Origin of the sequence: Streptomyces sp. HD, from assembly GCF_028369295.1 — a bacterium.
GTDB lineage: Bacteria > Actinomycetota > Actinomycetes > Streptomycetales > Streptomycetaceae > Streptomyces.
Window position 1 is genome coordinate 13,466 of record NZ_JAQMYP010000036.1, and the last position, 24,525, is coordinate 37,990.

Sequence of the window (24,525 nt, forward strand, 5' to 3'; positions counted from 1 at the left end):
GCCCTTCCGACTGCTCAGAGGGCGTGCGCGTTGTCGGGGTCACACAAAGGCTTCAGCCGAGAGCCACCTCACACTGGTGGGTCGCGCATACCATCCCCGGAGTGACACGGACCCTCAGTCGGCGCCCCGTCGCGAGGATCTCGACCGAGTCGTCGGCCCGCAGGATCCGTCGTACGGGACGGTCCCAGATGATCTCCAGCGGCTCGCCCGTGCGCGGCGGCTCGCTCACGCAGAGGGTAGCGGTACCGCCCCGGCCGCGGAGCAGCACGCTCGCCCCGGCGGAGGCGGTGAGCGGACCCGCCGTACCCGGCTGCCAGAAGTTGGCGGCGGTCAGCCCCAGAGAGGGCACGCGTACGGCTTGGCATCCGCTGTGATTGGCGAGGACCGACAGCCAGCGGGCACCGTACGCGGCCCGCGCCGCCACCGCGTCCCGTTCGGCGCCGGGCATGAGCAGGTAGACGTAGGCCGCATCCACCGGGTCCGTGCCGTGCTCCAGCCAGAGGGTCTGCCAGCGGCGGGTGCGGCGCTCGGTCGTACTGCCGGTGTTGATGTCGGACCAGGCGCCGGTGCGGTCCTCGCGCAGGGTGCGCAGATCGCCGTACGGCACCACCCAGCCGCCGTGGCCCTCCAGATGGGCCCAGCCCCGGCCGCGTACGAGGGCCTGGTCGCCGCCCTCCCCCAGGTTGCGGTTGTCGACGACGGTCTCGACGGGGACTCCGTCGGTGCAGCTGATCCCGGCGCCGAGGCAGATCACGGCGTCCGCGACGCAGAACCACGACTTGCGGGCTTCGAGCGTCGACCCCAGTCCCTTCAGGTGCTGCCCGATCGCCGCGTACTCGCCGTCGGTCGCGCCCCCGACCCACCGCACGCCGGGCTTGGGCTCGCCCCACTCGCCGCCCGCCCTGTCGGGGAGGCGGCGCGTGGAGACGGTGGTGCCGGGAAGGCGGTACCAGTCGACGGTCGGCCAGTACCAGTCCGTGTACTGGGCGGCCCGATCGGCCCGGCCGCCGGGGCCGTCGGCCCACCACGAGAGCATTCCGGCGCCGGTGTGCCAGCCGCGCGGATTCTCGCCGTTGCCGCACTCGTAGTGGGCGATGCGGTCACTGGCCATGGTGATGTTCGCGACGAAGCGCGGGCGGCGGTGGACGGCCCGGTCCATGGCGGCGAAGAGGTGGTGGCCGGTGGGTTCGGGTACGGCCGGGACCGGTGAATCGGCGACGGTGTGCAGTCGGGCGAGGTCGGCGACGCCGAACTGACGCGCAGTCAAGATCGGGGTGACGGTGTCCCGTTCGATCCATCCCTTGATACGGCCGTACCAGCGCTCGCGTTCCGCCGCGCTCGCCCCGCCCGCGAGCAGGGCGACGGCGGCGATGATCGCCTGCCCGTGGTAGTGGTCGCTGCGCATCACCTGCCGCTCGTCGCTCTTGAGGTAACCCCGGCTGATGGCACGGCCGTTGACGCCGTCCATCACCAGTCCGTCGTGGATGAGGGGCGCGTAGGCGCGCTCGACGCCGTCGAGGACGATCTGCCGGTTCGGGTCGGTCACCTCCCACTCGGATCCGGCGAGCAGCGCGAAGAGGCGGCCGAGGCCGTCGAGGAGCACCTGGCCGTAGGTGCCGGAGTAGGCGACCCAGGTGTGCTGGACGAAGGAGCCGTCGGCGTAGAGGCCGTCGCCCTTGGTGACGTACGGAAAGACCGGAGAGAGCGCGTCGCGGGCGAGCGCGATCTTCGCCGGGGCCCGGCCGAGGATGCCGCGCAGGGCGACGCTGCGGCACAGATCGACGCGGTTGGCGCCGGTGGAGGTGCCGGAGTAATCGGTGAGCATGGCGTCCGGGATGAAGTGGTCGACGGCAGCGCAGGCGGCGTCGATCCGGGGATCGGCGAGATGGCCGTACAGCGCGGCCGCGATGTCCATCAGCAGGCGGGGGCTGCCGATCTGCCATTCCCACCAGTTGCCGTAGCGGGTGGTGGAGGGGTTGTAGACGGTGGCGGAGAGGTGGTCGAGGCCACGCAGGACGTCGGCGAGGAGGGCGGGGTCGGCGGTGGATCCGGTGCCCTGCTGGACGTAGGCCTGGGTCATGGTCCACAGGCGGCTGTAGCTCTGCGTGATGCCGGCGGGCGGGTCGTAGGGGTGGTCGGGCCAGAGGGAGGTGGGGGCGGGAGCCATGGTGGCCCGGAAGCCGCGGGCGAGGGTGCCGGTCTCGGCGAGGCGGGAGGCGTACGGCTCCGTGGCGGGGTCGTAGCCGGCGCCGAGGGCGATGGTCAGCCAGCGCAGACGGAGGGCGTCGTAGGGGTCGGCGACGGCGGCGCGGGCGGCGGGAGCGGCCGCGGCCATGAGCGCCGTCGCGACTAAGACGGCTCGGCGAGTGGGTCCCATGGGTGCTCTTCGCTGTGGGTTCATGCCCTGGGCATCTACCACCTCAGAGTAATCACGCCAACACTTTACGGATGATGTTGAACATTGAACGGAATAGCCCTAAGGTCGGTCACGTTGATGTAGTTAAAGATTCAACATCACCGTTTCGGCATCACTGTCGGGACATCACTCGAAGGAGCACGTCATGGCGAACCTCGACCTCTCCGCCCTGACCGGTGACTACACGATCGACACGGCCCACTCCACGATCGGCTTCACGGTCCGCCACGCCATGGTCACCAACGTCAAGGGCAAGTTCCTCGACTTCAGCGGCTCGCTGCACCTGGACGGCAGCGACCCGTCGGCGTCCACCGCGTCCATCGACGTCAAGATGGAGAGCATCGACACCGGCTCCGCGGACCGCGACGGTCACCTCAAGAGCGCGGACTTCTTCAAGGCGGAGGAGTTCCCGACGATGACCTTCCGCTCGACCTCGGCCGAGTCCCTCGGTGGCGACGACTACCGCATCACCGGCGATCTCACGATCCTCGGCACGACCAAGCCGCTCACCATCGACCTGGAGTTCAACGGCGCCGCGAAGGACCCGTTCGGCAACGAGCGCGTCGGTTTCGAGGGCAAGGCGGAGCTGCTGCGGTCGGAGTGGGGGCTGACCTGGAACGCCGCGCTGGAGACGGGTGGGGTGCTGGTCTCCGACAAGATCAAGCTGAACTTCGACATTTCGGCCATCAGGAACGCGTAGGCCTTCGGCGACGGAGCCGCGACCCGCTGAGCATTCGCCCTCCAGTTCCTCAATTCCCGTATCAGGAGGGCGGGTGTCCCGCTCGGCGTCGCCCGCTCACTGGCCCGGACTCCAACTTGGCGATCGCGGCCGCCAGTTGAGCCGCACGGTTCTCCGGAGTACGGGCCCGAAGCAACCCGAGCATGACGAGATAGCGGTCCGTCCTGCCGAGCCCCTCGAAGACGGCCTTGGCCCGGAAGTTGCGCTCCAGTGCGGCCGCGAGGTCCTCGGGGACGGTGGCGTTGCGCTGCGACTCATAGGCCGCCGTCCATCTGCCGTCCGCCTTCGCACCGGCCACTTCCGCGAGCCCGGCGGGCCGCATCCGTCCGGCGGCCGCCAACTCCTCGACCCGCCGGACGTTGACCATCGACCAGAGGCTGCCCGGCCGGCGCGGGGTGATCCGCTGCAGGTAGTGCGTGGCGTCGAGCCCCTTGCGCTGACCGGTGATCCAGCCGTGGCAGAGAGCCACGTCGTTGACCTCGGCGGCAGTGACGGAGGGGGTGCCGGAGCCCTTCTTGGCGACCTTGATCCAGAGGCCGCCCTGCAGCGGGTGCTCGGGGGTGGAGTGAGTGGTCAGCCAGGTGTCCAGAGCGGCGGCCGATTCGAAGGCGCGGGGGGCTGTGCCGTCGGAGGGGGTCATGAGGTCACCGTAGGTCGCCTATAGGTCAGAAACTGGCCTATTCGGAACCTGGCCCATTCGGAACCTGACTTACAGGGCCAAGCACCGGGGAGTGGAACCCGGGGTGGTGGGCCCGTGCGACGGGCGTGCTGAATTTCAGTGGTGCCGGTGCTGTCGGCGTTGTTAGTTTGCGTCCGTGTCCAGCCCCGAAGCCTCCAGACTCCGGCCACCGGCTCTCCGGTGGCTGCTCGTGATGCCGGGCTGATCAGGGCTCACTCCCTTTCAAGGCTCACTCCGCTGCCGGACGGCCGTTCGACGTGCCGTTTTCGACTTCGACTTCGGGTTGCGGAGTTTCTTCATGCCGTTCGCTCTTTTTCTGCTGGGTGTCGCCGTGTTCGCGCAGGGGACGTCCGAGTTCATGCTGGCCGGGCTGGTGCCGGACATCGCGCGGGACCTGGGGGTCTGTGTGCCGGCGGCCGGTGCTCTCAACGGCGATCGGGGGCGAGGCCGGCGGCGGGTATCGGTCGCCCCTGTGGGTCAGTGCTGCGCTGGTCGCCCTGTCGCTGGTGGTGGCCGGGGTGGCGGGTACGGCAGGTGGGGCTGGTGGGGTCGATGGGGGCGGTGCGATGGACAAGGCCGGTGATCCGGCCGCGCGCCGAAAAGGACGGGCAGGTCGGCGCCGTATCCGGACTGCGTCCCGATCAGCCGACCGCTGTCGTTAACTCCCCCTCGCCGCCCGGCTGGTGGCATACGGCCGGGGAACGGTATGGGTGACGGTGGGCGAGCCCGAGCCATCTGCCCCGAGCGGCGTGGCCGGAATTGACCCCTTGTCGTCGCGTGCGCGGGGTTCTCATAATCCAGCAACAACTTTGACCGGCGCATGTCACCAGAAGCTCACTCCCCCCTGCTGGCATGCCCCCGACATTCCAGTGCTCTCTCCACGTTCGTATGTCCAACCCCCCACGGAAGGCATCACGTTGAAGAAGCTCATCACCGCACTCAAGAGATGCGCGGCCATCGGCGCCGCCGCTCTCGCGATCGCCAGCCTTCAGCCCGTCTCGGCCGCGCAGGCCGCTCCCAACCCCGTCGTCGGCGGGACCCGTGCCGCGCAGGGCGAGTTCCCGTTCATGGTCCGGCTCTCCATGGGCTGTGGCGGCGCGCTCTACACCCAGCAGATCGTGCTCACCGCCGCGCACTGCGTGAGCGGCTCCGGGAACAACACGAGCATCACGGCCACCGCCGGTGTCGTGGACCTCCAGTCCTCCAGCGGTCGTGTCCAGGTCCGTTCCACCAAGGTGCTGCAGGCACCCGGCTACAACGGCAACGGCAAGGACTGGGCGCTCATCAAGCTCGCCCAGCCGATCAACCTGCCGACGCTGAAGATCGCGACGACCTCGCAGTACAACACCGGCACCTTCACGGTCGCCGGCTGGGGTGCGGCCACCGAGGGCGGCGGTCAGCAGCGCTACCTGCTCAAGGCCAACGTGCCGTTCGTCAGTGACGCCCAGTGCCGTTCCTACAGCGGCTACAGCGGCCTCATCGCGAACGAGGAGATCTGCGCCGGCCTGCCCGCGGGCGGCGTCGACACCTGTCAGGGCGACTCCGGTGGCCCGATGTTCCGCCGCGACGCCAACAACGCCTGGATCCAGGTCGGCATCGTCAGCTGGGGCATAGGCTGCGCCCGCCCGAACGCCCCCGGCGTCTACACCGAGGTCTCGACCTTCGCCTCCGCGATCGCCTCGGCGGCGTCCTCTCTCTGACCTGCCAGACCCCCGGGCCCGGTGTCTTCGGATGCCGGGCCCGCGGGTTTCGTGTACCGGCTACCGGCTACGGGTCACCGGCTACCGGTCACCTGACACCCGAGCAGGCCCGGTACACGTTCCCGCTCGTCAACGGTTCCTTCTTCCTGGAAACGGCGACATCGCACAGTTGCTGCTCGTCCCAGGAACGCGGAGGACACGCGGCCGTCGACCGCACCGAGAACTGTCACCCGATGTGCGGGGCCACGCCCCGTCTGCCTTCAGAACCCTCCGCCGTCGAACCCACCCCCGCCGAAGTCCCCACCCCCGAACCCGCCACCGAAGTCCCCGGGGTCGAAGTCCGCACCGGACATGTCGCCGCCCTCATAACCCCCGCCGCCGAATCCGTACCCGGCCCCATAGTCGGCCGCATAGGCCGGTGCGGACATCATGCTGCCCAGCATCGTGCCGATGAGGAGGCCGGGGAGGAGGCCGCTGCCGAAGTAACCGCCTGCCCAGGGGCCGTAGGCGGGGCCGGCGTCCCAGTACGGGCGGCGGCCGTGTTCGGTGTCGACCTCGCGGATCACGGGGTCGCGGCCCTCGGACAGGCGGGTGCGGTCGGCCGCGCAGACGGGGACCTCGCGGGCGGTGCCACCGGGCGGGATCCAGGTCTCCTCGGCCACCGCCGTGCCGTGACGGGGATCGAAGAAGCAGGGCGGCCGGCGTTCCGGGAGGGGCCGGTGTTCCCGGCGGGCGGCCAGCTGGGTGAGGGAGAAGCGGCCGTCCGCCAGGGCTTGGGTGACCGCCTTGACGTCCTCCGGTTTACGGGCCCCGTCCATGAGCCGTTTCGCCTGGTCGTAGGCGTCCAGCGAGCGTTCGTAGTCCGCGCGCATCGCGTCGTCGGCGCCGGCCTCGGCCGGGTGGAAGTCCAGGCGGTCCATTTCCTCGCCGAAGGCGGTGATGTCCTCGTCGACCACGACCCGCAGCTTCTCCAGTGCCGCCCGCTGCTCCGCCTCGTGGCGCCGCCGGTTGCGCCTGATCAGCGCGTACGCGCCCGCGCCGCCGGCCACCAGCACCGCGCCGACGGCGACCAGACCGCCGACGTCCACGCCCTCGCCGCCATCGCTCCAGCTCGCCGGGGCCGTGCCGCGCACGTTGTTCAGCGCCGCGTCGACGAAGTCGTTCAGCTGGGCCTTGGCGTCGCCGGCGCTCTGCACCGACGTGACCAGGTTGTCCACCGCCCGCCCGGACATCACGGAGGCGTCGGCCGCCGCGTCGAACCGATCGCCCACGCGGGCGCCGTACAGGCCCGTGATTCCGGTCTCCGTACGGAGGTTCAGCAGGAGCTTCTCGGTGGGCTGATCGGCAGGCAGTACGGCCACGAACACCGGTTTGTCGGCGTCCTCGATCTTGTCGGCGAGTGCTTCGGCGTCCGCCGACGACAGCTGGTCCGAGGCCGCGGGGTCCACGTACACGGGGCCGTCGCGCAGCGCCTCGGCGACCTGGGAAAGGTCCGTGGCCGCATGTGCGCCGGGCGCGCCGGCGGTGAGCACCGCGACTGCCGCGGCGACCGGCACGATCAGCGAGCGCATGAGGCCCCGGACGAGCAGAGTCCTCATACCCTCGACGCTACCTGATGGGGCGGGCAAAGGCGCCGGTCCCGGTGAGCGGATTCCGGTGGGTGGGTTCCCCACCGGGCCGGCGCCGCCCTACGGCCTCCCTCCCCATCCCCGGCCAACCGCTCAGGCCCCCCGATACGCCGCGCTCAGCCTCTCCACCGCCGCCCCGTACCTGCCCGTGAGCAGCAGATGGTCGGCCTCGGCGAAGGGTGCGGCCACCTGCTCGGTGATTCCCTTCGCGGCGGCCCGCTGCTGGACGATCAGGCGGGCCTTGGTGACGAGCGTGCGGCCGGTCTGCGCCGCTCCGGCCTGCTCGGCGGCCGTCGCCGCGACACCCAGCGCCTTCAGGGTCGCGGCGCCTCCGCCGGGCACCTTGGTCAGCGTCGTCAGGCCCCAGCCGTACGGGAACCTCGGGTCGTACGACGTGTCGCCGACGTTGATCGGCAGCTGTGCCTCGCTCTTCGGCCAGGTCACGGGGAGTTGCCCGGTGAAGGGCCGGTTCCCGAACAGCACGTCCGTCACGCCGTCGCCCTCGGTGCCGGGCAGCCAGGAGGCGACCAGGGCGTCGATTCCGGCCAGCTGCTCGTCGTCGATCAGCTGCGGGCGTCCGGAGACGATCAGCACGGCGCACCTCATCGCGCCGCACACCCTGTCCACGGCGGCCCGGTCGGCGGTGCTCAGTCGCAGGTCGTGGCCGTTGCCGACGTCACCGACGCCCTCGGCGTACGGGGTCTCGCCGACCACGACCACGCCTGCGTCGTAGCCGGTCATGGGCGCGGACGCGTCCTTGGAATACGTCAGCCGCGCGGCGTTCTTCCGCATCGCCTCCAGGATGGTCGTGCCGGGGGTGACGGCGCCGGACGAGCCCTGCCAGGTGACGGTCCAGCCGCCGCTCTGGTTGCCGATGTCGTCGGCGTTGGATCCGGCGACGTACACCTTCTGCGACTTCCGCAGGGGAAGCAGGCCGTCGGTGTTCTTCAGCAGCACCTGCGATTCGGCCACCGCCCGGCGCGCCACCGCCCGGTGTTCCGCGGACCCGATCCGCGCCGCGCCGCTCGTGTCGGCGTACGGCTTCTCGAAGAGGCCGAGGCGGAACTTCTGGGTGAGGATGCGGGATACGGCGTCGGTCACCCGCTTCTCGCTGACGCGCCCGGCCCGGACCTCGGCGACGAGGGCCGCGTGGAAGTCCTTGTAGGCGTACGGGGCCATGACCATGTCCACGCCCGCGTTGACCGACGTGCGCACGTCGCTCGCGTAGTCGCCGGGGATCTGGTCGATGCCGTTCCAGTCGCTGACGACGAAGCCGTCGAAGCCCATACGGCCCTTGAGTACACCGTTGATCATGTCGGCGCGGGCATGCATCCTGACCGGGCCCCGGCCGTCGCCGACGAGGTCGAGGGAGGAGTAGGACGGCATGACCGTGCCGACACCGCGGTCGACGGCCGTCGCGTACGGCGCCAGGTGGACGGCTTCCAGCTGCTGCCGGGTGACCTTGGTGACGCCCTGGTCGACGGTGTACGTCCCGGTGGTCGAGGTGCCGTATGCCGTGCCGCCGTCGCCGACGAAGTGCTTGGCGGTGGCGAGGACCTTGTCGGCGCGGTCCAGGTCCCGGCCGTCCGCGCGCCCCTGCAGGCCCTGGATGACCGTCTCCATCGAGTCGACGAGCGCCGGGTCCTCGCCGAAGGACTCGTACGCCCGTCCCCAGCGGTCGTCCCGCGTCACGCACAGGCAGGGCGCGAAGTCCCAGGGGATGCCGGTGGCCCGTGTCTCGGCCGCCGTCACCGCGCCCGCCCGGTAGGCGAGCCCCGGGTTCCGGGTGGCGCCGAGTCCGACGTTGTGCGGCATGATCGTCGCGCCGACCACGTTGTTGTGGCCGTGCACCGCGTCGACGCCGTAGATCAGCGGGATCTGGAAGCGGGTCGCCTGCGCCCGGAGCTGGAAGCCGTCGATCATCTTCGCCCAGGCCGCGGGGGTGTTGGGCGTCGGGGCCGAGCCGCCGCCGGACAGGACCGAACCGAGGTCGTACGCCGCGATGTCCCCCGGGTTCGCCAGGGCGCCGCGCTCGGCCTGGGTCATCTGGCCGGCCTTCTCCTCCAGGGACATCCGGGAGAGGAGATCGGCGACCCGCTTCCGCACCGGCAACTTGCCGTTCAGATACGGCAGTCCGTGCGCGTCGACCACGATCTGCGGGGTCTCGGCCGGGGCCTTGGCGCCGGTCACCGTCAGTTTCAGCGGGATCGTCTCGGCGGGCTCGGCGGACCTGTCCCGCAGGGTGGGGACGTGGATCTCGCGGGTGGTGCCGGAGGCGGTGCCGGCCGGGAAGGTGAGGGTCCCGCCGACCGGGGTGTAGTCCTTGGCGGGGTCGGCGGTGCCGCCGGTGGTCTCGTAGGTGACGGTGACCGGTTCGTCGATGGGGGCGGAGCCGGTGGTGGCGACGGTGAGGCGGACGGTCGCCCGGTCGCCCTCGTCCGTCGGGTACACGGCGGAGTCGGTACGGACGGATGCCTTCAGGGACTGGTCGGCCTTGCCGTACAACTCGACGCCGTCCATGGCGAACTGGCCCTGGACACCGGCGGGGAGTGTGACGGCGTACCCCCAGGTCTCGGTGAGGCCGAGGATGTGGTCGATGCCGCCGACGGGCTGGTAGTCCGTGCGATAAATGAAGTCGGTGAACGGCAGCTCGATCTGTTTCCAGCCGCTGAAGTCGTCGGTGAAGGAGGTCGTCCAGAGCTCGGTGGCGTCGCCGTTGGCGCCGCCGTCCTTGAGTTCGAAGGCGATCTTCCTGCCGTTGTTGCGGCCGTCCCACCACAGGCGGATGCCCTGGTGGGCGGACCAGTCGTGGGCGGGTTCGGTGTAGGCGAATGTATGGGTGAATCCGCCATAGGCGCTGATGTCGTAAGTGCCGGACAGCACCTTCTCGCCCTCGGGCGCGTCGTCGCGGGCGGCCAGCCGGAGAGTGGGCGGGTCGTCGTTGTCACCGCCCCAGGTGAAGACGCCCTCGGCGGGCGGGCCGACGAAGGGGACCTCGCCCTCGAAGCGGTCGACGGGGACCGGGGCGGGGTCGTCGGCGCCGGACGCGGGGGCCGCCGCGGTGAGCGGGAGCAGGGTGGTGAGGAGTGCGGCGGAGGCGAGCAGGGCGGTTCTGCGCATGGCACGTCCCTCGACTCTCATAGTCCACATACGACTTAGCTCACGCCGTGAGTTAACTGGCGGCACCGATTGACGTCAAGACTTCACGTCAGGATCGGTACGCACTCAACTCCCGGCTGAATCTGGAGGGTTGTCGCTTCAGCTAATGAACGCGAGACCCCTTGACGCGTCTACGAACCCGTCATTTACTCACGCCTCGCACGGCCCCCATCCCCACATCCAGAAGGGCTGCGCTCCATGAGGAGATCCACTCGGACGCTCGGGCTGCTCCTCACCGGGCTCCTCGGCACGGCCGGTCTCACGGCGGTCGGCTTCACGACGGCCACGCCCGCGCAGGCGGCGGGCGAACAGGTCACCGCCTGGCTCACCACGACGGACGACTCCGGCGGTCGCCATGTGGTCCGCGGGCTCCAGCCGCAGACCCCGTTCGCCTTCCAGGCGGGCTCCGGCGGGGGCGGCGAGAACATCACCGTCGACGAGAACACCCGCTACCAGTCCTTCACCGGCGGCGGCGCGTCGTTCACGGACACCGCGGCCTGGCTGATGGACGGCAGCGGTGCGCTGTCGCAGGCCACGAAGGACGACACCATGCGCAAGCTGTTCTCGCCGACGGAGGGCATCGGGCTGTCGTTCCTGCGCAATCCCATGGGCGGGTCGGACCTCGCCCGCTTCGGCTACACGTACGACGACGTACCGGCCGGGCAGACCGACCCGGATCTGTCCGAGTTCTCGATCGCACACGATCTGCAGGACGTCGTGCCGCTGACCAAGCAGGCACGTCAGCTCAACCCGGGGCTCACCGTGATGGCCTCGCCGTGGACGGCTCCCGCCTGGATGAAGGACAACGGGCAGCTCAACGGGGGATGGCTGAAGGCCGAGCACTACGGCGCGTACGCCTCGTACTTCGTGAAGTACGTGCAGGCCTATCAGGCACAGGGCATCCCGATCGCGTACGTCACCGCCCAGAACGAACCGACCTGCTGCTCGGGCTACCCGTCGATGAGCTGGAACGCGAGCGGGCTGGCGTACTTCACCAAGAACGAGCTGCTGCCCAGGCTCCAGTCGGCCGGGCTGCCCACCAAGGTGCTGGCGCACGACTGGAACTGGGACACCTACGACGCCTACGCCGCCCAGACCGTGGACGACGCGGCGGTGCGCGGCCACCCGAACTTCGGCGGGATCGCCTGGCACGGCTACGGCGGCGACGTGGCCGAGCAGACGCAGGTGCACGACCGGTACCCGCGGCTGGACGCCCTCGGCACCGAGCACTCGGGAGGCACCTGGATCGCCAACCAGCAGCGCGAGGACATGATGAACATCATCGACTACACCCGGAACTGGGCGAAGTCGGTGACGAAGTGGTCGCTGGCGGTGGACCAGAACCGGGGGCCGCACAACGGTGGCTGCGGGACCTGCGACGGGTTCATCACCGTGCACAACGGGGACTCGCGGCACGGGCAGGTCGACTACACGGTCGAGTACTACACGATGGGCCATCTGACGAAGTTCGTACGGCCGGGCGCGCAGCGCATCGCGTCGACCGCGTCCTCGTCCGTGCCGAACGTGGCATGGCGGAACACCGACGGTTCGAAGGCGCTGATCGCCTACAACGACGCCTCGACCGCGAAGACGGTGACCGTCAACTGGGGCTCACAGCACGCCACTTACTCGCTGCCGGGCAAGACGTCGGCGACCTTCACCTGGTCGGGCACCCAGACCGAGGGCCCATCCCGGTCGGGCGCGTTCGTGGGCCTCGCGGGCAAGTGCCTTGATGTGGCGGGCGGTTCGACGGCCGACGGGGCCGCCGTGCAGCTCTACGACTGCAACGGCACGTCCGCCCAGCGGTGGACCGTGCAGGGCGACGGGTCGGTGCGGGCGCTGGGCAAGTGCCTGGACGTGACGTCCGGATCGACGGCGGACGGGGCGAAGGTGCAGCTGTACGACTGCAACGGCACGGGTGCGCAGCAGTGGTCGTACGACGCGTCGTCGGGTGACGTGGTCAACCGCGCCGCGAACAAGTGCCTGGACGTGACGGACAACTCCTCGGCGAACGGGGCGCGTGCGCAGATCTGGAGTTGCACGGGCGCCGCCAACCAGAAGTGGCGCCTGCAGTAACGGTTCAGACGTACGGCTGCCCGATGCCCAGCAGGTTGCCCTCGCTGTCGTGGAACCAGGCGGCGCGCTCCCCACGAAAGCCTTTGCCGGGGTAGTGCCCCTCGATGTCGGCGATGCCGTTCGTCGTGCGCAGGCCCGGCACGTCGACGTCCTCGAACTCGACGCCGCGCCGCCTGAGTTCCGCCACTACGGCGTCCACGTCCTCCACCTGCCACCCCATCTGCGTGAAGGTGCCGGGGGAGGCGCCCGTCGACTGGTACACGGCGAACTCGGTGCCCCCGCACCGGTACAGCAGCCCGCCCGGGCGCTCGTCGACGGGCTCCAGACCGAGCGTCTCGGAGTAGAAGCGCCGGGCCCGCTCCAGGTCCTGGGCGGGCAGACGGGTCGCGACCTGCCCCCGGGCCAGCAGGTTCCTCACGTCGTCCGTGTCCATGGCTCCAGTGTGCCCTGGACGACGGGCCCGGGGGATGACGGCGAGGTCCGTTCGGCCTACTCGGCCGGTGTCACCCCGGCCCGCAGCAGGCCGTAGGTGTAGGCGTCCTCCAGGGCCTGCCAGGAGGCGGCGATGACGTTCTCGGCGACGCCCACCGTGGACCACTCCCCCGCCCCGTCGGACGTGGAGATCAGGACGCGGGTCGTGGACTGGGTGCCGTGGACGCCCTCCAGGATGCGGACCTTGTAGTCGACGAGGTCCAGCTTGGCGAGCTGGGGGTAGATCTTCTCCAGGGCTACCCGGAGGGCGCGGTCGAGGGCGTTGACGGGGCCGTTGCCCTCGGCCGTGGCCACGATGCGCTCGCCCTTGGCGAAGAGCTTGACCGTGGCCTCGTTGGCGTGGCTGCCGTCGGGTCGGTCCTCGACGATCGCGCGCCAGGACTCGACCTGGAAGTAGCTGAGGGGTTTGCCCTCGACCTCGGTGCGCAGCAGGAGTTCGAAGCTCGCGTCGGCGGCCTCGTAGGTGTAGCCCTTGAGCTCGCGCTCCTTGACCCGCTCGACCACCCGGCCGACGAGTTCGCGGTCGCCGCCGAGGTCGATGCCGAGCTCCTTGCCCTTGAGCTCGATCGAGGCGCGGCCGGCCATGTCGGAGACCAGCATCCGCATGGTGTTGCCGACCTGCTCCGGGTCGATGTGCTGGTACAGGTCCGGGTCGACCTTGATCGCGGAGGCGTGCAGTCCGGCCTTGTGGGCGAAGGCGGAGACGCCGACGTAGGGCTGGTGGGTGGAGGGGGTGAGGTTGACGACCTCCGCGATTGCGTGGCTGATGCGCGTCATTTCGCGCAGGTGGCCGTCGGGGAGGACCTTCTTGCCGTACTTCAGCTCCAGCGCCGCGACGACCGGGAACAGGTTGGCGTTGCCCACGCGCTCGCCGTAGCCGTTGGCCGTGCACTGGACGTGGGTCGCGCCCGCGTCGACCGCGGCGAGGGTGTTGGCGACCGCGCAGCCGGTGTCGTCCTGGGCGTGGATGCCGAGCCGGGCGCCGGTGTCGGCGAGGACGGTGGAGACGACGGCCTGGACCTGGGCGGGGAGCATGCCGCCGTTGGTGTCGCAGAGGATCACGACATCGGCGCCGGCCTCCGACGCCGTACGGACGACGGACTTCGCGTACTCGGGGTTGGCGCGGTAGCCGTCGAAGAAGTGCTCGCAGTCGACGAAGACGCGACGGCCCTGCTCGCGCAGGAACGACACGGTGTCGCGGACCATCTCCAGGTTCTCGTCCAGGGTGGTGCGCAGGGCGAGCTCGACATGGCGGTCGTGGGACTTGGCGACGAGCGTGATCACCGGGGCGCCGGACTCCAGCAGCGCCTTGACCTGCGGGTCCTCGGACGCCTTGCCGCCGGCCCGGCGGGTGGCGCCGAAGGCGACCAGCTGGGCGTGCCGGAAGTCGATCTCCTGCTGGGCGCGTGCGAAGAACTCGGTGTCGCGCGGGTTGGCGCCGGGCCAGCCGCCCTCGATGAAGCCCACACCGAACTCGTCCAGGTGCCGTGCGATGGCCAGCTTGTCCGCGACGGTGAGGTTGATGCCCTCCCGCTGCGCGCCGTCGCGCAGGGTGGTGTCGAAGACATGGAACGAATCGTCGAGCTCGCTGGTTGCGGTCATGGTGTCAAGGCTCCTGCTGTTGGATCCCGTTGGATCGCGGTCTTTACCGGAATGACCGGCTCCACCGTCCTCCTATGATCCCTCGCGCTTTGCTCCCGGCTGAAGGTGGGCCAGAAAAGCGAAAAACCTCTCGCGGGTGCGAGAGGTCTGCGCGCGGGTCGAGGACGACGGTGTCCACCCGTACCTGGTCGTACGTGGTGGTCACTGCGGACCGGCGCGCCTGCTGCCAATAATCATGGCGAACGAGAGCACGGGGGCAGTCTGGCACAAGTCGCCCCCGCGCTCACTGTCCGTCTCAGGATGCGAGCACTGTGCTGATCAGCGCAGGCGGCGGACGAAGCCGTCGTTCACGCCGTTGGTGTCGCCGGCGACGAGCTGGGCCGAGGAACTGCTGAGGCCGATGCGCCTGGCCCTCTCGCTCACCGAATCCAGCCACACGTACGCATCGGTCACGGGGCCGCCGGTGACCGACTCACTGACCAGGCGGGTGGAGCCGGTGCGCAGGTCGCGCAGATAGATGTTGGCCGGGCCGAGCGTTCCGTCGGGCAGCTTCGGCGTGGCCTCGTAGCCCACGTACCGGCCGTCGGCGCTGAGTACGGGCCGGTCCGGCATGCTCTCGCCGTCGGGGCCGGCGTCGATCCGTCGGGTGACGTCCGTGCGCAGGTCGCGGACGTAGATGTCGGACGCGTCCGGGCCGCCGCCGGGGACCAGGTCCTCGTCCCAGTTCTGGAAGGCGACGGTGCGGCCGTCCGCGGAGAGTGTGGCGGGCATCGCGTACCGCGCCGCCGGGGTCCCGTCCGCCTTGACGTTGACCCGCTCCTCGGTGCCGGTACGGCGGTCGTGCACCCAGGTGACGCCGTTCGAGCTGCGCGGCACCAGCTGCGTGTACAGCACATAGCGGCCGTCGGCGCTCACGTCCTGGAAGAGCGCCGGATTGTCGGGGCGGCCGGGGTTGCTGATCCGCTTCGTCGTGCCGGTGCCGCGGTCGAAGACGTACACGGCTCCGAAGAGGTCGCGGGCGCCCTGCTCCATCCGGTCGGCCTTGGCGTTGAAGGTGATGTAGCGGGCGTCGGCCGACATGTCGGCGCCGGCCGCGTAGGCGGAGCCGCCGTCGAAGGCGACGCTGATCCGCTTCGTGGTGCCGGTGCGGCGGTCGTGCAGATAGGTGTCGTCGGCCCCCTCGTCCGCGGGCCGGGTGTCCCAGTGGACCAGGTTCCTGGCGTTGGAGCGGAACAGCACGTACCGCCCGTCGGCGCTGATGGCCTGCACCGTCGACCGCTGGTCGGCCTGTGCGCCGGCCGAGCTGACGCTGACCCGCTCGACGGCCCCGGTGCGCAGGTCGCGCACGAAGACGTCCCCCCGCTCGTTGGTGTCGCCGGGCACCAGGTTGGACGCGTCGGCCGTGAACGCCGCGAAGCGGCCGTCGGCGCTGAACTGCGGCGCGTACGAGTTGCCGTTGCCCTGCTCCCCCGTCGCCGACACGGTGACCCGCTCGGTCGAGGGGACGCGGGGTGCGGCCCCCGCCGACGTCCCCGTGGTCAGTGTCGCCGTGGCGGCGGCGAGGGCGACGGCGATGGCGAGCGCGCGGGCGCGCCTGGTGCTGTGCATGGTGGTTCCCCCGTTGATGCCGGTCGGTGTCAGAGGTGGTCGGTCGTTCCCCTCTTGGTCCTCCCCTGAGGCAAACGCACCATGCGCTACAGGGTCAATCCGCAATATTGCGTACAACCAGGGCGTGGGTTCAGGAGTCCGCGAGGAGGCTGTCGTCCAGGAACTCCCTTACGTGGCGCAGAACTTGCGCCCGGTCCGTGCCGCGCAGTCCGATGGCCACATGGATGGAGAAGCCGTCGAGGAGCGCCCTCAGCCGGGCGGCGAAACGGTCCGGGTCGACCGTCCGGAACTCGCCCCGCGACACCCCTTCCGCCAGCAGCGCCACCAGGTCGCGGTGCCAGGCGCCCTCGATCGCGGCCTGGCGTTCCCTGGCGGCGTCGTCGGCGTTCTGCGAGCGGTTCCAGACCTCCAGCCAGAGGGTCCAGTGCGGGTCGCGATGACCGTCGGGGACGTACAGGTCGACGTATGCGTCGAGCCGCTCGCGGGCGGAGGCGGTGCGCGTCAGCAGCCGGCCGCGCTCGGCGCCGAGCCGGCCCTCGCTCCACTCCAGGGTGCGCAGCAGCAGCTCGTCCTTGGAGTGGAAGTAGTAGAGGAGATGACCGCTGCTCATGCCGACCTCGCGGCCGAGCGCCGCCATGGTGAGCTTCTCCAGACCGCGCTCGGCGATCATCTCCATGGCGGCGGCGAGGACCTCGTCACGAGGCGGCGCCTGCCTGCGCCCACCGGCCATCTGCACTCCTAGCTCTTCGGCTGCTGCTGCGTGATGCAGTGGATGCCTCCACCACCCGCGAAGATCGTACGGGCGTCCACGAGGGTGACCGTCCGCTCCGGGAAGAGGCGGCGGAAGATGCCGGCCGCGAGTTCGTCGCGCGGGTCGTCGAAGGCGCAGAGCACGACGCCGCCGTTGCAGAGGTAGTGGTTGATGTAGGAGTAGTCGGCCCAGTGGCCGTCCGCCTCCAGCACGGTCGGGGCGGGGATCTCGACGACCTCCAGGCGGCGGCCGCGGGCGTCCGTCCGCGACTTCAGCAGGCCGACGATCTCCTTGGTCACCTCGTGGTCGGGGTGCGCCGGGTCCGGCTGCACATGGGCCACGACCACGCCGGGGCGGGCGAAGGCGGCCACGATGTCGACGTGGCCGAGGGTGCCGAAACCGTACGGGGGGTAGTCACCGGTGAGGCCGCGCGGCAGCCAGATCGCCTTGCGGGTGCCGAGCATGGCGTGGATCTCGGCCTCGACCTCCTCCCGCGTCCAGTGCGGGTTGCGCTCCGGGCCGAGCTGGACGGTCTCCGTGAGCAGGACCGTACCCTCGCCGTCCACATGGATCGCTCCGCCTTCGTTGACGAGCCGCGAGGCATACGTCCTGGTCGACCCCGCAAGGTCGGAGACGTACGCGGCGATCTTCGCGTCGTGCTCCCAGCGGGCCCAGTCCTGGGCGCCCCAGCCGTTGAACGTCCAGTCGACGGCGGCGAGTCCACCGGCGCCGTCGGTCAGGAAGGTCGGGCCGATGTCCCGCATCCAGGCGTCGTCCAGGTCGCGTTCCACGGTGTCGACGTCCGGGCCGAGCAGCCGCCGCGCCTCCTGCGACTGTCCCGGACCGCACACCACCGTCACCGGCTCGAAGCGGCGGATCGTGCGGGCCACCGAGGCCCAGGCCCGGCGGGAGGCGGCCAGGTCGTCCGGGTCCTCGAAGGTCGGGTTCGGCCCCGGCCACGCCATCCAGGTGCGCTCGTGCGGGGACCATTCGGCGGGCATACGGAAGCCGTCGGCGGCGGGCGTGCTCATGCGGTCGTCCTTCACAGGAAGTAGAGGCGGTTGAGGGAGACCGAGTCCGCGGGCTCGGAGCGCAGTGGCTCTCCGTCCAGCGTCACCAGGCCCGTGTGCTGGTCCACGTCCACCGCTCCGGTACGGGAGTTGAGGCGCAGATCGGCCGGCCCGATACCGCGCGTGCCGCGTACGGCGACCCTGCGGCGCCGGGTCGGCATGGTGTCGTGGCCCTGGTCGACGGCGGCCCCGGCGACGAAGGCGACCGAGAGGTCGGCGGGGGTGGCGCCGTACGCCCCGAACTGCGGCCCCAGGACGAGGGGTTCGCAGGTATCGGTCGCGGCGCCCGGGTCACCGACCACGCCGTAGGCCGGGAAGCCCGCCTTCAGCACCAGCTGCGGCTTGGCGCCGAAGTACTCCGGCCGCCACAGCACGACGTCGGCCAGCTTGCCGACCTCCAGCGACCCCACCTCGTGGGCGAGGCCGTGCGCAATGGCCGGGTTGATGGTCAGCTTGGCCATGTAGCGCAGGACGCGCTCGTTGTCGTGGCCGACGTCCGGGGCGCCGAACTCGGCCTTCATCTTCCCGGCCATCGCGAAGGTACGGCGCACGGTCTCGCCGGCCCGCCCCATGCCCTGCGCGTCCGACGAGGTGATGCCGATCGCGCCCAGGTCGTGCAGCACGTCCTCGGCGCCCATGGTCCCGGCGCGGATGCGGTCGCGGGCCATGGCGGCGTCGCCGGGCAGGTCGGTCTTCAGGTCGTGGACGGAGACGATCATGCCGTAGTGCTCGGCGACGGCGTCCCGGCCGAAGGGCAGGGTGGGGTTGGTGGAGGAGCCGATGACGTTCGGGACGCCGGCCATCTTCAGGACGTTCGGCACGTGTCCGCCGCCGCAGCCCTCTATGTGGAAGGCGTGGATGGTGCGGCCCTCCAGGACGCGCAGGGTGTCCTCGACGGACAGGCACTCGTTCAGCCCGTCACTGTGCAGGGCGACCTGGACGTCGTACTCCTCGGCGACACGCAACGCCGTGTCCAGGGCCCGGGTGTGGGCGCCCATGTCCTCGTGCACCTTGAAGCCGCTCGCCCCGCCCTCGGCCAGCGCCTCGACCAGGGGCGCCGGGTCGGACGACGAGCCGCGCCCCAGGAAGCCGATGTTGACGGGCCAGGCGTCGAAGGCGTTGAAGGCGTGGCTGAGCGCCCAGGGCGAGTTGACCCCGACGCCCCACACCGGCCCGAACTCCTGGCCGATGATCGTGGTCACCCCGGAGGCGAGCGACGCCTCCATGATGCGCGGCGACAGCAGATGCACATGCGTGTCGACGGCCCCGGCGGTGGCGATGAGCCCCTCGCCGGACACGATGGACGTACCCGTGCCGACCACGACATCGACCCCGTCGAGGGTGTCGGGATTGCCGGCCCGCCCGATCGAGCAGATCCTCCCCTCCCTGATCCCGATCGAGACCTTCCGGATCCCCAGCGCCGCGTCGATCACGACGACGTTGCTGATCACGACGTCACAGGTCTCCCGGACGGCGGCCGCCTTGAGATGCAGCCCGTCGCGGGCGGTCTTGCCGAACCCGGCGAGGAACTCGTCGCCGTAGCGCTGGGAGTCGGACTCGACGCGGATGGTGAGACCGGAGTCCCCGAGCCGGACGCGGTCGCCGGCGCGGGGGCCGTGGGTGGCGGCGTACTCGTGCGGGTTCATCGTTCGACTCCCAGATATCCGCAGGCGGCGGCCCTGTGCAGGGCCTCTTCCTTCGCCCCCGGCGCGTCCAGCGCCCCGTCGACGAGACCGGCGAACCCGATGGCGATCCGGTCGCCCCCGATGGGCGCGAGCCCGACCTCGACACTCTCCCCCGGCCCGAACCGCACGGAGGATCCGGCGGGGACGGCGAGCCGCATGCCGTACGCCGTGCCCCGGTCGAAGTCGAGGCGCGGGTTGGCCTCGAAGAAGTGGAAGTGGGAGGTGACGGAGACGGGGACGGTCGCCGTGTTCGTCACCGTCAGGCGTACGACCGCCTCGGGCTCGGCGTGCGCCGGCCCCGGCAGCAGCGCGCCCGGCGCCCGGTCGCCCAGTCCCCCGCCGATCGGGTCGCTCACCACCGCGAGCCGCGAACCGTCGTCGAAGACGGCCTCGACGTGCACCTCGGTGACGACGTCCGCGACACCCGGCAGCACGTCGTCGGGACCGAGCACCGAGCGAGCGCGTTCGACGGCCTCGGCGAGCCGGGCCCCGTCCCGGGCGGCCTCGCACACGGTGTCCGCGACGATCGCGGTCGCCTCCGGCACGTTCAGCCTCAGCCCGCGGGCCTTTCGCGTCCGGGCCAGTTCGGCGGCTCCGAAGAGCAGCAGCCGGTCACGTTCCGTTGGGGTCAGTCTCACTACGCGGCACCTCCTTGCCTGCTCGACTTTAGAGCATCACTCTAAACACGAAATCCCGTCGCCCGAAAGGTTGACAGCAAACCTCGGGCACTTCAGATTGAACGTCACTCAAACCGAGGGAGACGCTCATGCCAAGGGAACAGCGCGGAGTCGACACCATCCCCGAGGGGGAACGGACGAGCAGCCCACGGGACCTCGTCTCGATCCTGCTCGGCTCGAACCTCTGCCTGGGGGTGATCGTCTTCGGCTGGCTGCCGCCGTCCTTCGGCCTGGACTGGTGGGCGTCGGTGAGCTCGATCGTGGTCGGCACCCTGGTGGGCACCGCCGTCACCGCCCCACTGGCCCTGATCTCCCTGCGCACGGCGACGAACCTGTCCACGTCCTCCGGCGCCCAGTTCGGTGTCCGGGGCCGCCTGGTCGGCTCGTTCGTCGGGCTGCTGCTGGCGCTGGGCTACTCCGCGCTGACGGTGTGGATCGGCGGCGATGTGATGGTGGGCGTGCTGGGCCGTCTGTTCGATGTGCCGGCGAACGACATGTCGTACGGGGTGGTCTACGGACTGCTGGCCGCGGCGACCGTCGCGGGCGCGGTGTACGGCTACCGGGTGCTGCTCGCCATGTCCCGGGTCCTCGCGATCGGCATGACGGCCCTGCTGGTCCTCGGCGTGATCGCCTACGCCCCGCACTTCACGACCGGCGCGCTGCCCGAGGCGGGCGGCTATCTGCTGGGCGGCTTCTGGCCGACGTGGCTGCTGGCGACGGTGGCGGCGGGTCTGTCCGGCCCGATCGCCTTCATCACCCTCCTCGGCGACTACACCCGCTACATCTCCCCGGCCCGCCACTCCTCCCGCCGGGTCCTGCACGCGACCTGGCTCGGCCTGATCCTGGGCCTGCTGGTCCCCCAGCTGTTCGGCACGTTCACGGCGTACGCGGCACGGGCCGCCCTCGACTACGCCGGACCGCTGGTCTCCGCGTCCCCGACCTGGTACCTGGTCCCGCTCCTGCTGGCCGCCTCCGCGGGCTCGGTCGGCAACGCGGGTCTGATGCTCTACTCCATGGGCCTCGACCTGGACGCGATCCTGCCGCGCGCGTCCCGGGCGACGGCCACCTACACGGTCGCGGTGATCGCGACGGCCTGCGTGTTCGTCGGCCACTACTACTCGTCGGCCCAGGACGCCATGACGTCCTTCGTGCTCCTGCTGACCGCCATCGGCACCCCATGGGCGGTCATCACCATGATCGGCTTCGCGCGATGCCGTGGCGTGTACGACGCGGAGGCCCTGCAGGTCTTCAACCGCCGGGCTCGGGGCGGGATCTACTGGTACCGGGCCGGCTGGCACCTCCCGGCGACCGTGTCGTGGGCGCTGGGCGCGGTGGTGGGGGTGCTGGCGGTGTCACTGCCGTCGTACGAGGGTCCGCTGCTGGCCTGGACCGGCGGGGTGGACTGCAGTTTCCTGCTGTCGGGGGCGGTGGGCGGGCTCGGCTACCTGGCGCTGACCGGGCGGGCAGGCCGTACGCCGGTCGCCGTCGGCACCAAGGGGCCCGAGGGAACCGAGGCTCAGCGCGCCTCGGTGAACTCGTAGGCGGTCCGCCCTCTCCCGTACGTCCTGGTCCTCGGCGAGGAGGCCGCTCGCCCGAGTGCCGCCGAGGAGGGCGGTTGCCGTAGGGGCGCGATCACGCCTACCGGGACGGGAAGCGGAACCTGGAGGAGAGGGCGCAGGCGCTGACCCTGGGCATCGTCGAGCGGACGAAGCCGCCCCGGACGGTGCTGTCCGGGGCGGCTTCGCCTTGGAGTCCTGGGCCCACGGCCTCGGGGGTCAGCCCAGCTTGTGCATCCAGCCGTGCTTGTCCTCGGCCGTGCCCCGCTGGATGTCCAGCAGCGCCTGCCGCAGCTTCAGCGTGACCTCCCCGGGCTGCCCGCCGCTCTGCTGCCACTCGGCGCCGGTGCGCTTCACCGTGCCGACCGGCGTGATGACCGCGGCCGTACCGCAGGCGAAGACCTCGGTGAGGGTGCCGTTCTCGGAGTCGCGCTGCCACTGGTCGACGGAGACGCGGCCCTCCTCGGACTCGTAGCCGAGGTCACGGGCGACCGAGAGGAGGGAGTCACGGGTGACGCCCTCCAGGATGGAGCCGGTGAGCGACGGGGTGATGATCTTGTCGCCGTACACGAAGTAGAGGTTCATGCCGCCGAGTTCCTCGACCCACTTGCGCTCGACCGCGTCGAGGTAGCAGACCTGGGCGCAGCCCTTCGCGGCGGCCTCGGCCTGAGCCAGCAGGGAGGCGGCGTAGTTGCCGCCGGTCTTGGCGTCGCCCATGCCGCCGGGAACGGCGCGGACGTGGTCCTCGGAGACCCAGATGGAGACCGGCTTGACGCCGCCGGGGAAGTAGGCGCCGGCCGGGGAGGCGATGACCAGGAACAGGTACTCGCCGGCGGGCTTCACGCCCAGGCCGACCTCGGTGGCGATCATGAACGGGCGCAGGTAGAGGGATTCCTCACCGCCGTGCGCCGGCACCCAGGCCTGGTCCTGCCGGACCAGCGCGTCGCACGCCTCGATGAACGTCTCGACCGGCAGCTCCGGCATGCCGAGCCGGCGGGCCGACGCCTGGAAGCGCCTGGCGTTCTTCTCGGGGCGGAAGGAGGCGACGGACCCGTCGGGCTGCCGGTAGGCCTTGAGCCCCTCGAAGATCTCCTGCGCGTAGTGCAGGACCATGGTGGCCGGGTCGAGGGAGAGCGGCGCGTACGGCACGAGCTCGCCGTCGTGCCAGCCGCGGCCCTCGGTCCACTTGATCGTCACCATGTGGTCGGTGAAGTGGCGGCCGAACCCCGGGTTGGCCAGTATCGCCTCGCGCTCGCTGGCGGAGAGCGGGCTGGCGGAGGGCTTGAGCTCGATCGTGGGCGTCGTCATGAGTGGATGTCCTTCACCGGTTTTGATTGTGGCGGGCCGCGCTCACGCCAGTACTGCCAGTGGCCAGTGCTAGGACGTCCGAGCATTCCCTCATTCCGCGGCTCCGCATTCGATTATCGCAAGCGGGAGCCGTGGAAGAAATCGGCGTGATCGGCGTGATCCGGCGTGAATCGCGATCCAGGGGTTGATGGTGGCACCCGGCAGCGGACATGGGGAAGCCGCCGGGTGCGGAGTGACCCGGCGGCTTCGAAAGTATTCGAGCGAGCGCGGCGGGTCAGCCGGCTACTCGTACGGCCAGCGCGTCGCCGATCTCCGACGTCGAGCGGGCGGGCTTGCCGGTGCGCTCCGCGAGGTCGGCCGAGACGGCCTCGTCGATCCGGGCGGCCTCGGCGTCGTAGCCGAGGTGGCGCAGGAGCAGGGCGACGGACAGGACCGTGGCGGTGGGGTCGGCCTTGCCCTGGCCGGCGATGTCCGGGGCCGAGCCGTGCACGGGCTCGAACATGGACGGGAACGCGCCGCTCGGGTTGATGTTCCCGGAGGCGGCGACGCCGATGCCGCCGGAGACGGCCGCGGCGAGGTCGGTGATGATGTCGCCGAAGAGGTTGTCGGTGACGATGACGTCGAAGCGCTCGGGCTGGGTGACCAGGTAGATGGTCGCGGCGTCGACGTGCATGTACTCGGTGGTGACGTCGGGGAACTCCTCGGCCACCTTGTTGAAGATGTTGGTCCACAGGTGACCCGCGAAGGTCAGCACGTTGTTCTTGTGGATCAGGGCGAGCTTCTTGCGCGGGCGGGCCTGGGCACGGGCGAAGGCGTCCCGGACGACGCGCTCGACACCGAAGGCCGTGTTCACGGAGACCTCGGTGGCGACCTCGTGCTCGGTGCCCTTGCGGATGGTGCCGCCGTTGCCGGTGTACGGGCCCTCGGTGCCCTCGCGGACGACGATGAAGTCGATCTCGGGCTGGCCGGCGAGCGGGGTGGCGACACCCGGGAGCAGCTTCGACGGACGCAGGTTGACGTGGTGGTCGAAGAGGAAGCGGAGCTTCAGCAGGAAGCCGCGCTCCAGCACACCGGACGGCACCGACGGGTCGCCGATGGCGCCGAGCAGGATCGCGTCGTGCTTCTTCAGCGCGTCGACGTCGGCGTCGGTGAGGGTCTCACCGGTGGCGTGGTAGCGCCGGGCGCCGAAGTCGTACTCCTTGGTCTCCAGCTTCACATCCTGCGGAAGGACGGCGGAGAGGACCTTCAGACCTTCGGCCACGACCTCCTGGCCGATGCCGTCACCGGGAATCACTGCGAGATTGAGGCTGCGAGACATGTCGGCACCCTACTCCTCGTCCCATGGAATGACATGCGGTGTCCGTGATGCGGACACCCGG

General features: G+C 70.6%; 17 protein-coding genes and 1 pseudogene. 5 read left to right on the forward strand and 13 right to left on the reverse strand.

Annotated features, from left to right (window positions below; genetic code table 11):
• Positions 1-52 precede the first annotated feature (52 nt).
• Entirely contained in the window at positions 53-2,377 is a 2,325-nt protein-coding gene (locus tag POF73_RS30120) for a polysaccharide lyase 8 family protein (protein ID WP_272121774.1), read from the reverse strand.
• Positions 2,378-2,561: 184 nt separating this feature from the next.
• Between POF73_RS30120 and POF73_RS30125 the strand changes: the two genes are divergently transcribed.
• Positions 2,562-3,116 (forward strand): YceI family protein, encoded by a 555-nt coding sequence (locus tag POF73_RS30125; RefSeq protein WP_272121777.1) that lies wholly within the window; start codon positions 2,562-2,564, stop codon positions 3,114-3,116.
• Between the two features lie 61 nt (positions 3,117-3,177).
• Here POF73_RS30125 and POF73_RS30130 read toward each other — a convergent pair whose 3' ends face one another.
• Positions 3,178-3,795, reverse strand: a complete 618-nt coding sequence (locus tag POF73_RS30130) for a YdeI/OmpD-associated family protein (RefSeq protein WP_272121779.1) — start codon at positions 3,793-3,795, stop codon at positions 3,178-3,180.
• Positions 3,796-4,132: 337 nt separating this feature from the next.
• On the opposite strand from POF73_RS30130, the pseudogene POF73_RS30135 reads away from it, so the two are divergent.
• Positions 4,133-4,261 (forward strand): annotated as a pseudogene (locus tag POF73_RS30135) (Cmx/CmrA family chloramphenicol efflux MFS transporter); the annotation flags it as partial.
• 490 nt (positions 4,262-4,751) lie between these two features.
• Positions 4,752-5,534 carry a serine protease gene (locus tag POF73_RS30140; protein WP_272121781.1) on the forward strand — a complete coding sequence of 261 codons (783 nt, stop codon included), beginning with the start codon at positions 4,752-4,754 and terminating at the stop codon, positions 5,532-5,534.
• Positions 5,535-5,794: 260 nt separating this feature from the next.
• Here POF73_RS30140 and POF73_RS30145 read toward each other — a convergent pair whose 3' ends face one another.
• Both POF73_RS30145 and POF73_RS30150 read right to left on the reverse strand, forming a co-directional pair.
• A complete protein-coding gene (locus tag POF73_RS30145) occupies positions 5,795-7,132 on the reverse strand; it encodes a hypothetical protein (protein WP_272121783.1) in 1,338 nt (445 codons plus the stop codon).
• Positions 7,133-7,255: 123 nt separating this feature from the next.
• A complete protein-coding gene (locus POF73_RS30150; RefSeq protein ID WP_272121785.1) occupies positions 7,256-10,282 on the reverse strand; it encodes a glycoside hydrolase family 3 protein in 3,027 nt (1,008 codons plus the stop codon).
• 237 nt (positions 10,283-10,519) lie between these two features.
• Here POF73_RS30150 and POF73_RS30155 point away from each other — a divergent pair, with 237 nt between their 5' ends.
• Positions 10,520-12,397 (forward strand): lectin, encoded by a 1,878-nt coding sequence (locus POF73_RS30155; RefSeq protein WP_272121787.1) that lies wholly within the window; start codon positions 10,520-10,522, stop codon positions 12,395-12,397.
• Positions 12,398-12,401: 4 nt separating this feature from the next.
• Here the strand turns inward: POF73_RS30155 and POF73_RS30160 are convergent, their stop codons facing one another.
• The 7 genes from POF73_RS30160 to ureA all read right to left on the reverse strand — a co-directional run bounded on the left by POF73_RS30160 (position 12,402) and on the right by ureA (position 20,243).
• Entirely contained in the window at positions 12,402-12,830 is a 429-nt protein-coding gene (locus POF73_RS30160) for a VOC family protein (RefSeq protein WP_272121789.1), read from the reverse strand.
• A 56-nt stretch (positions 12,831-12,886) separates the two neighbouring features.
• The gene (cimA, locus tag POF73_RS30165) at positions 12,887-14,491 is read right to left on the reverse strand and encodes a citramalate synthase (protein ID WP_272121791.1); all 1,605 of its coding nucleotides are present in this window, start codon (positions 14,489-14,491) and stop codon (positions 12,887-12,889) included.
• Between the two features lie 318 nt (positions 14,492-14,809).
• Entirely contained in the window at positions 14,810-16,099 is a 1,290-nt protein-coding gene (locus POF73_RS30170) for a TolB family protein (RefSeq protein WP_272121793.1), read from the reverse strand.
• Between the two features lie 130 nt (positions 16,100-16,229).
• Positions 16,230-16,829, reverse strand: coding sequence for a TetR/AcrR family transcriptional regulator (locus POF73_RS30175; protein WP_272121796.1), 600 nt, complete (start codon positions 16,827-16,829; stop codon positions 16,230-16,232).
• An 8-nt stretch (positions 16,830-16,837) separates the two neighbouring features.
• A complete protein-coding gene (locus POF73_RS30180) occupies positions 16,838-17,881 on the reverse strand; it encodes an agmatine deiminase family protein (protein ID WP_272121797.1) in 1,044 nt (347 codons plus the stop codon).
• 11 nt (positions 17,882-17,892) lie between these two features.
• The gene (locus tag POF73_RS30185; protein ID WP_272121799.1) at positions 17,893-19,566 is read right to left on the reverse strand and encodes an urease subunit alpha; all 1,674 of its coding nucleotides are present in this window, start codon (positions 19,564-19,566) and stop codon (positions 17,893-17,895) included.
• Complete coding sequence (gene ureA, locus POF73_RS30190; protein ID WP_272121801.1) at positions 19,563-20,243, reverse strand: urease subunit gamma; 681 nt, start codon at positions 20,241-20,243, stop codon at positions 19,563-19,565. The genes POF73_RS30185 and ureA overlap by 4 nt, the downstream gene beginning before the upstream one ends.
• 128 nt (positions 20,244-20,371) lie before the next feature.
• Between ureA and POF73_RS30195 the strand changes: the two genes are divergently transcribed.
• A complete protein-coding gene (locus POF73_RS30195) occupies positions 20,372-21,823 on the forward strand; it encodes a cytosine permease (protein WP_272121803.1) in 1,452 nt (483 codons plus the stop codon).
• A 234-nt stretch (positions 21,824-22,057) separates the two neighbouring features.
• Here the strand turns inward: POF73_RS30195 and POF73_RS30200 are convergent, their stop codons facing one another.
• Positions 22,058-23,146 (reverse strand): branched-chain amino acid aminotransferase, encoded by a 1,089-nt coding sequence (locus POF73_RS30200; protein ID WP_272121805.1) that lies wholly within the window; start codon positions 23,144-23,146, stop codon positions 22,058-22,060.
• Positions 23,147-23,420: 274 nt separating this feature from the next.
• The gene (locus POF73_RS30205; protein ID WP_272121808.1) at positions 23,421-24,464 is read right to left on the reverse strand and encodes a 3-isopropylmalate dehydrogenase; all 1,044 of its coding nucleotides are present in this window, start codon (positions 24,462-24,464) and stop codon (positions 23,421-23,423) included.
• Positions 24,465-24,525 lie beyond the last annotated feature (61 nt).

Bases quoted from the DNA above. Each gene is read 5' to 3' on its own strand.
- POF73_RS30120 (WP_272121774.1), bottom strand. From the start codon at position 2,377: ATGGGACCCACTCGCCGAGCCGTCTTAGTCGCGACGGCGCTCATGGCC.
- POF73_RS30125 (WP_272121777.1), top strand. From the start codon at position 2,562: ATGGCGAACCTCGACCTCTCCGCCCTGACCGGTGACTACACGATCGAC.
- POF73_RS30130 (WP_272121779.1), bottom strand. From the start codon at position 3,795: ATGACCCCCTCCGACGGCACAGCCCCCCGCGCCTTCGAATCGGCCGCC.
- POF73_RS30145 (WP_272121783.1), bottom strand. From the start codon at position 7,132: ATGAGGACTCTGCTCGTCCGGGGCCTCATGCGCTCGCTGATCGTGCCG.
- POF73_RS30150 (WP_272121785.1), bottom strand. From the start codon at position 10,282: ATGCGCAGAACCGCCCTGCTCGCCTCCGCCGCACTCCTCACCACCCTG.
- POF73_RS30155 (WP_272121787.1), top strand. From the start codon at position 10,520: ATGAGGAGATCCACTCGGACGCTCGGGCTGCTCCTCACCGGGCTCCTC.
- POF73_RS30160 (WP_272121789.1), bottom strand. From the start codon at position 12,830: ATGGACACGGACGACGTGAGGAACCTGCTGGCCCGGGGGCAGGTCGCG.
- cimA (WP_272121791.1), bottom strand. From the start codon at position 14,491: ATGACCGCAACCAGCGAGCTCGACGATTCGTTCCATGTCTTCGACACC.
- POF73_RS30170 (WP_272121793.1), bottom strand. From the start codon at position 16,099: ATGCACAGCACCAGGCGCGCCCGCGCGCTCGCCATCGCCGTCGCCCTC.
- POF73_RS30175 (WP_272121796.1), bottom strand. From the start codon at position 16,829: ATGGCCGGTGGGCGCAGGCAGGCGCCGCCTCGTGACGAGGTCCTCGCC.
- POF73_RS30180 (WP_272121797.1), bottom strand. From the start codon at position 17,881: ATGAGCACGCCCGCCGCCGACGGCTTCCGTATGCCCGCCGAATGGTCC.
- POF73_RS30185 (WP_272121799.1), bottom strand. From the start codon at position 19,566: ATGAACCCGCACGAGTACGCCGCCACCCACGGCCCCCGCGCCGGCGAC.
- POF73_RS30195 (WP_272121803.1), top strand. From the start codon at position 20,372: ATGCCAAGGGAACAGCGCGGAGTCGACACCATCCCCGAGGGGGAACGG.
- POF73_RS30200 (WP_272121805.1), bottom strand. From the start codon at position 23,146: ATGACGACGCCCACGATCGAGCTCAAGCCCTCCGCCAGCCCGCTCTCC.
- POF73_RS30205 (WP_272121808.1), bottom strand. From the start codon at position 24,464: ATGTCTCGCAGCCTCAATCTCGCAGTGATTCCCGGTGACGGCATCGGC.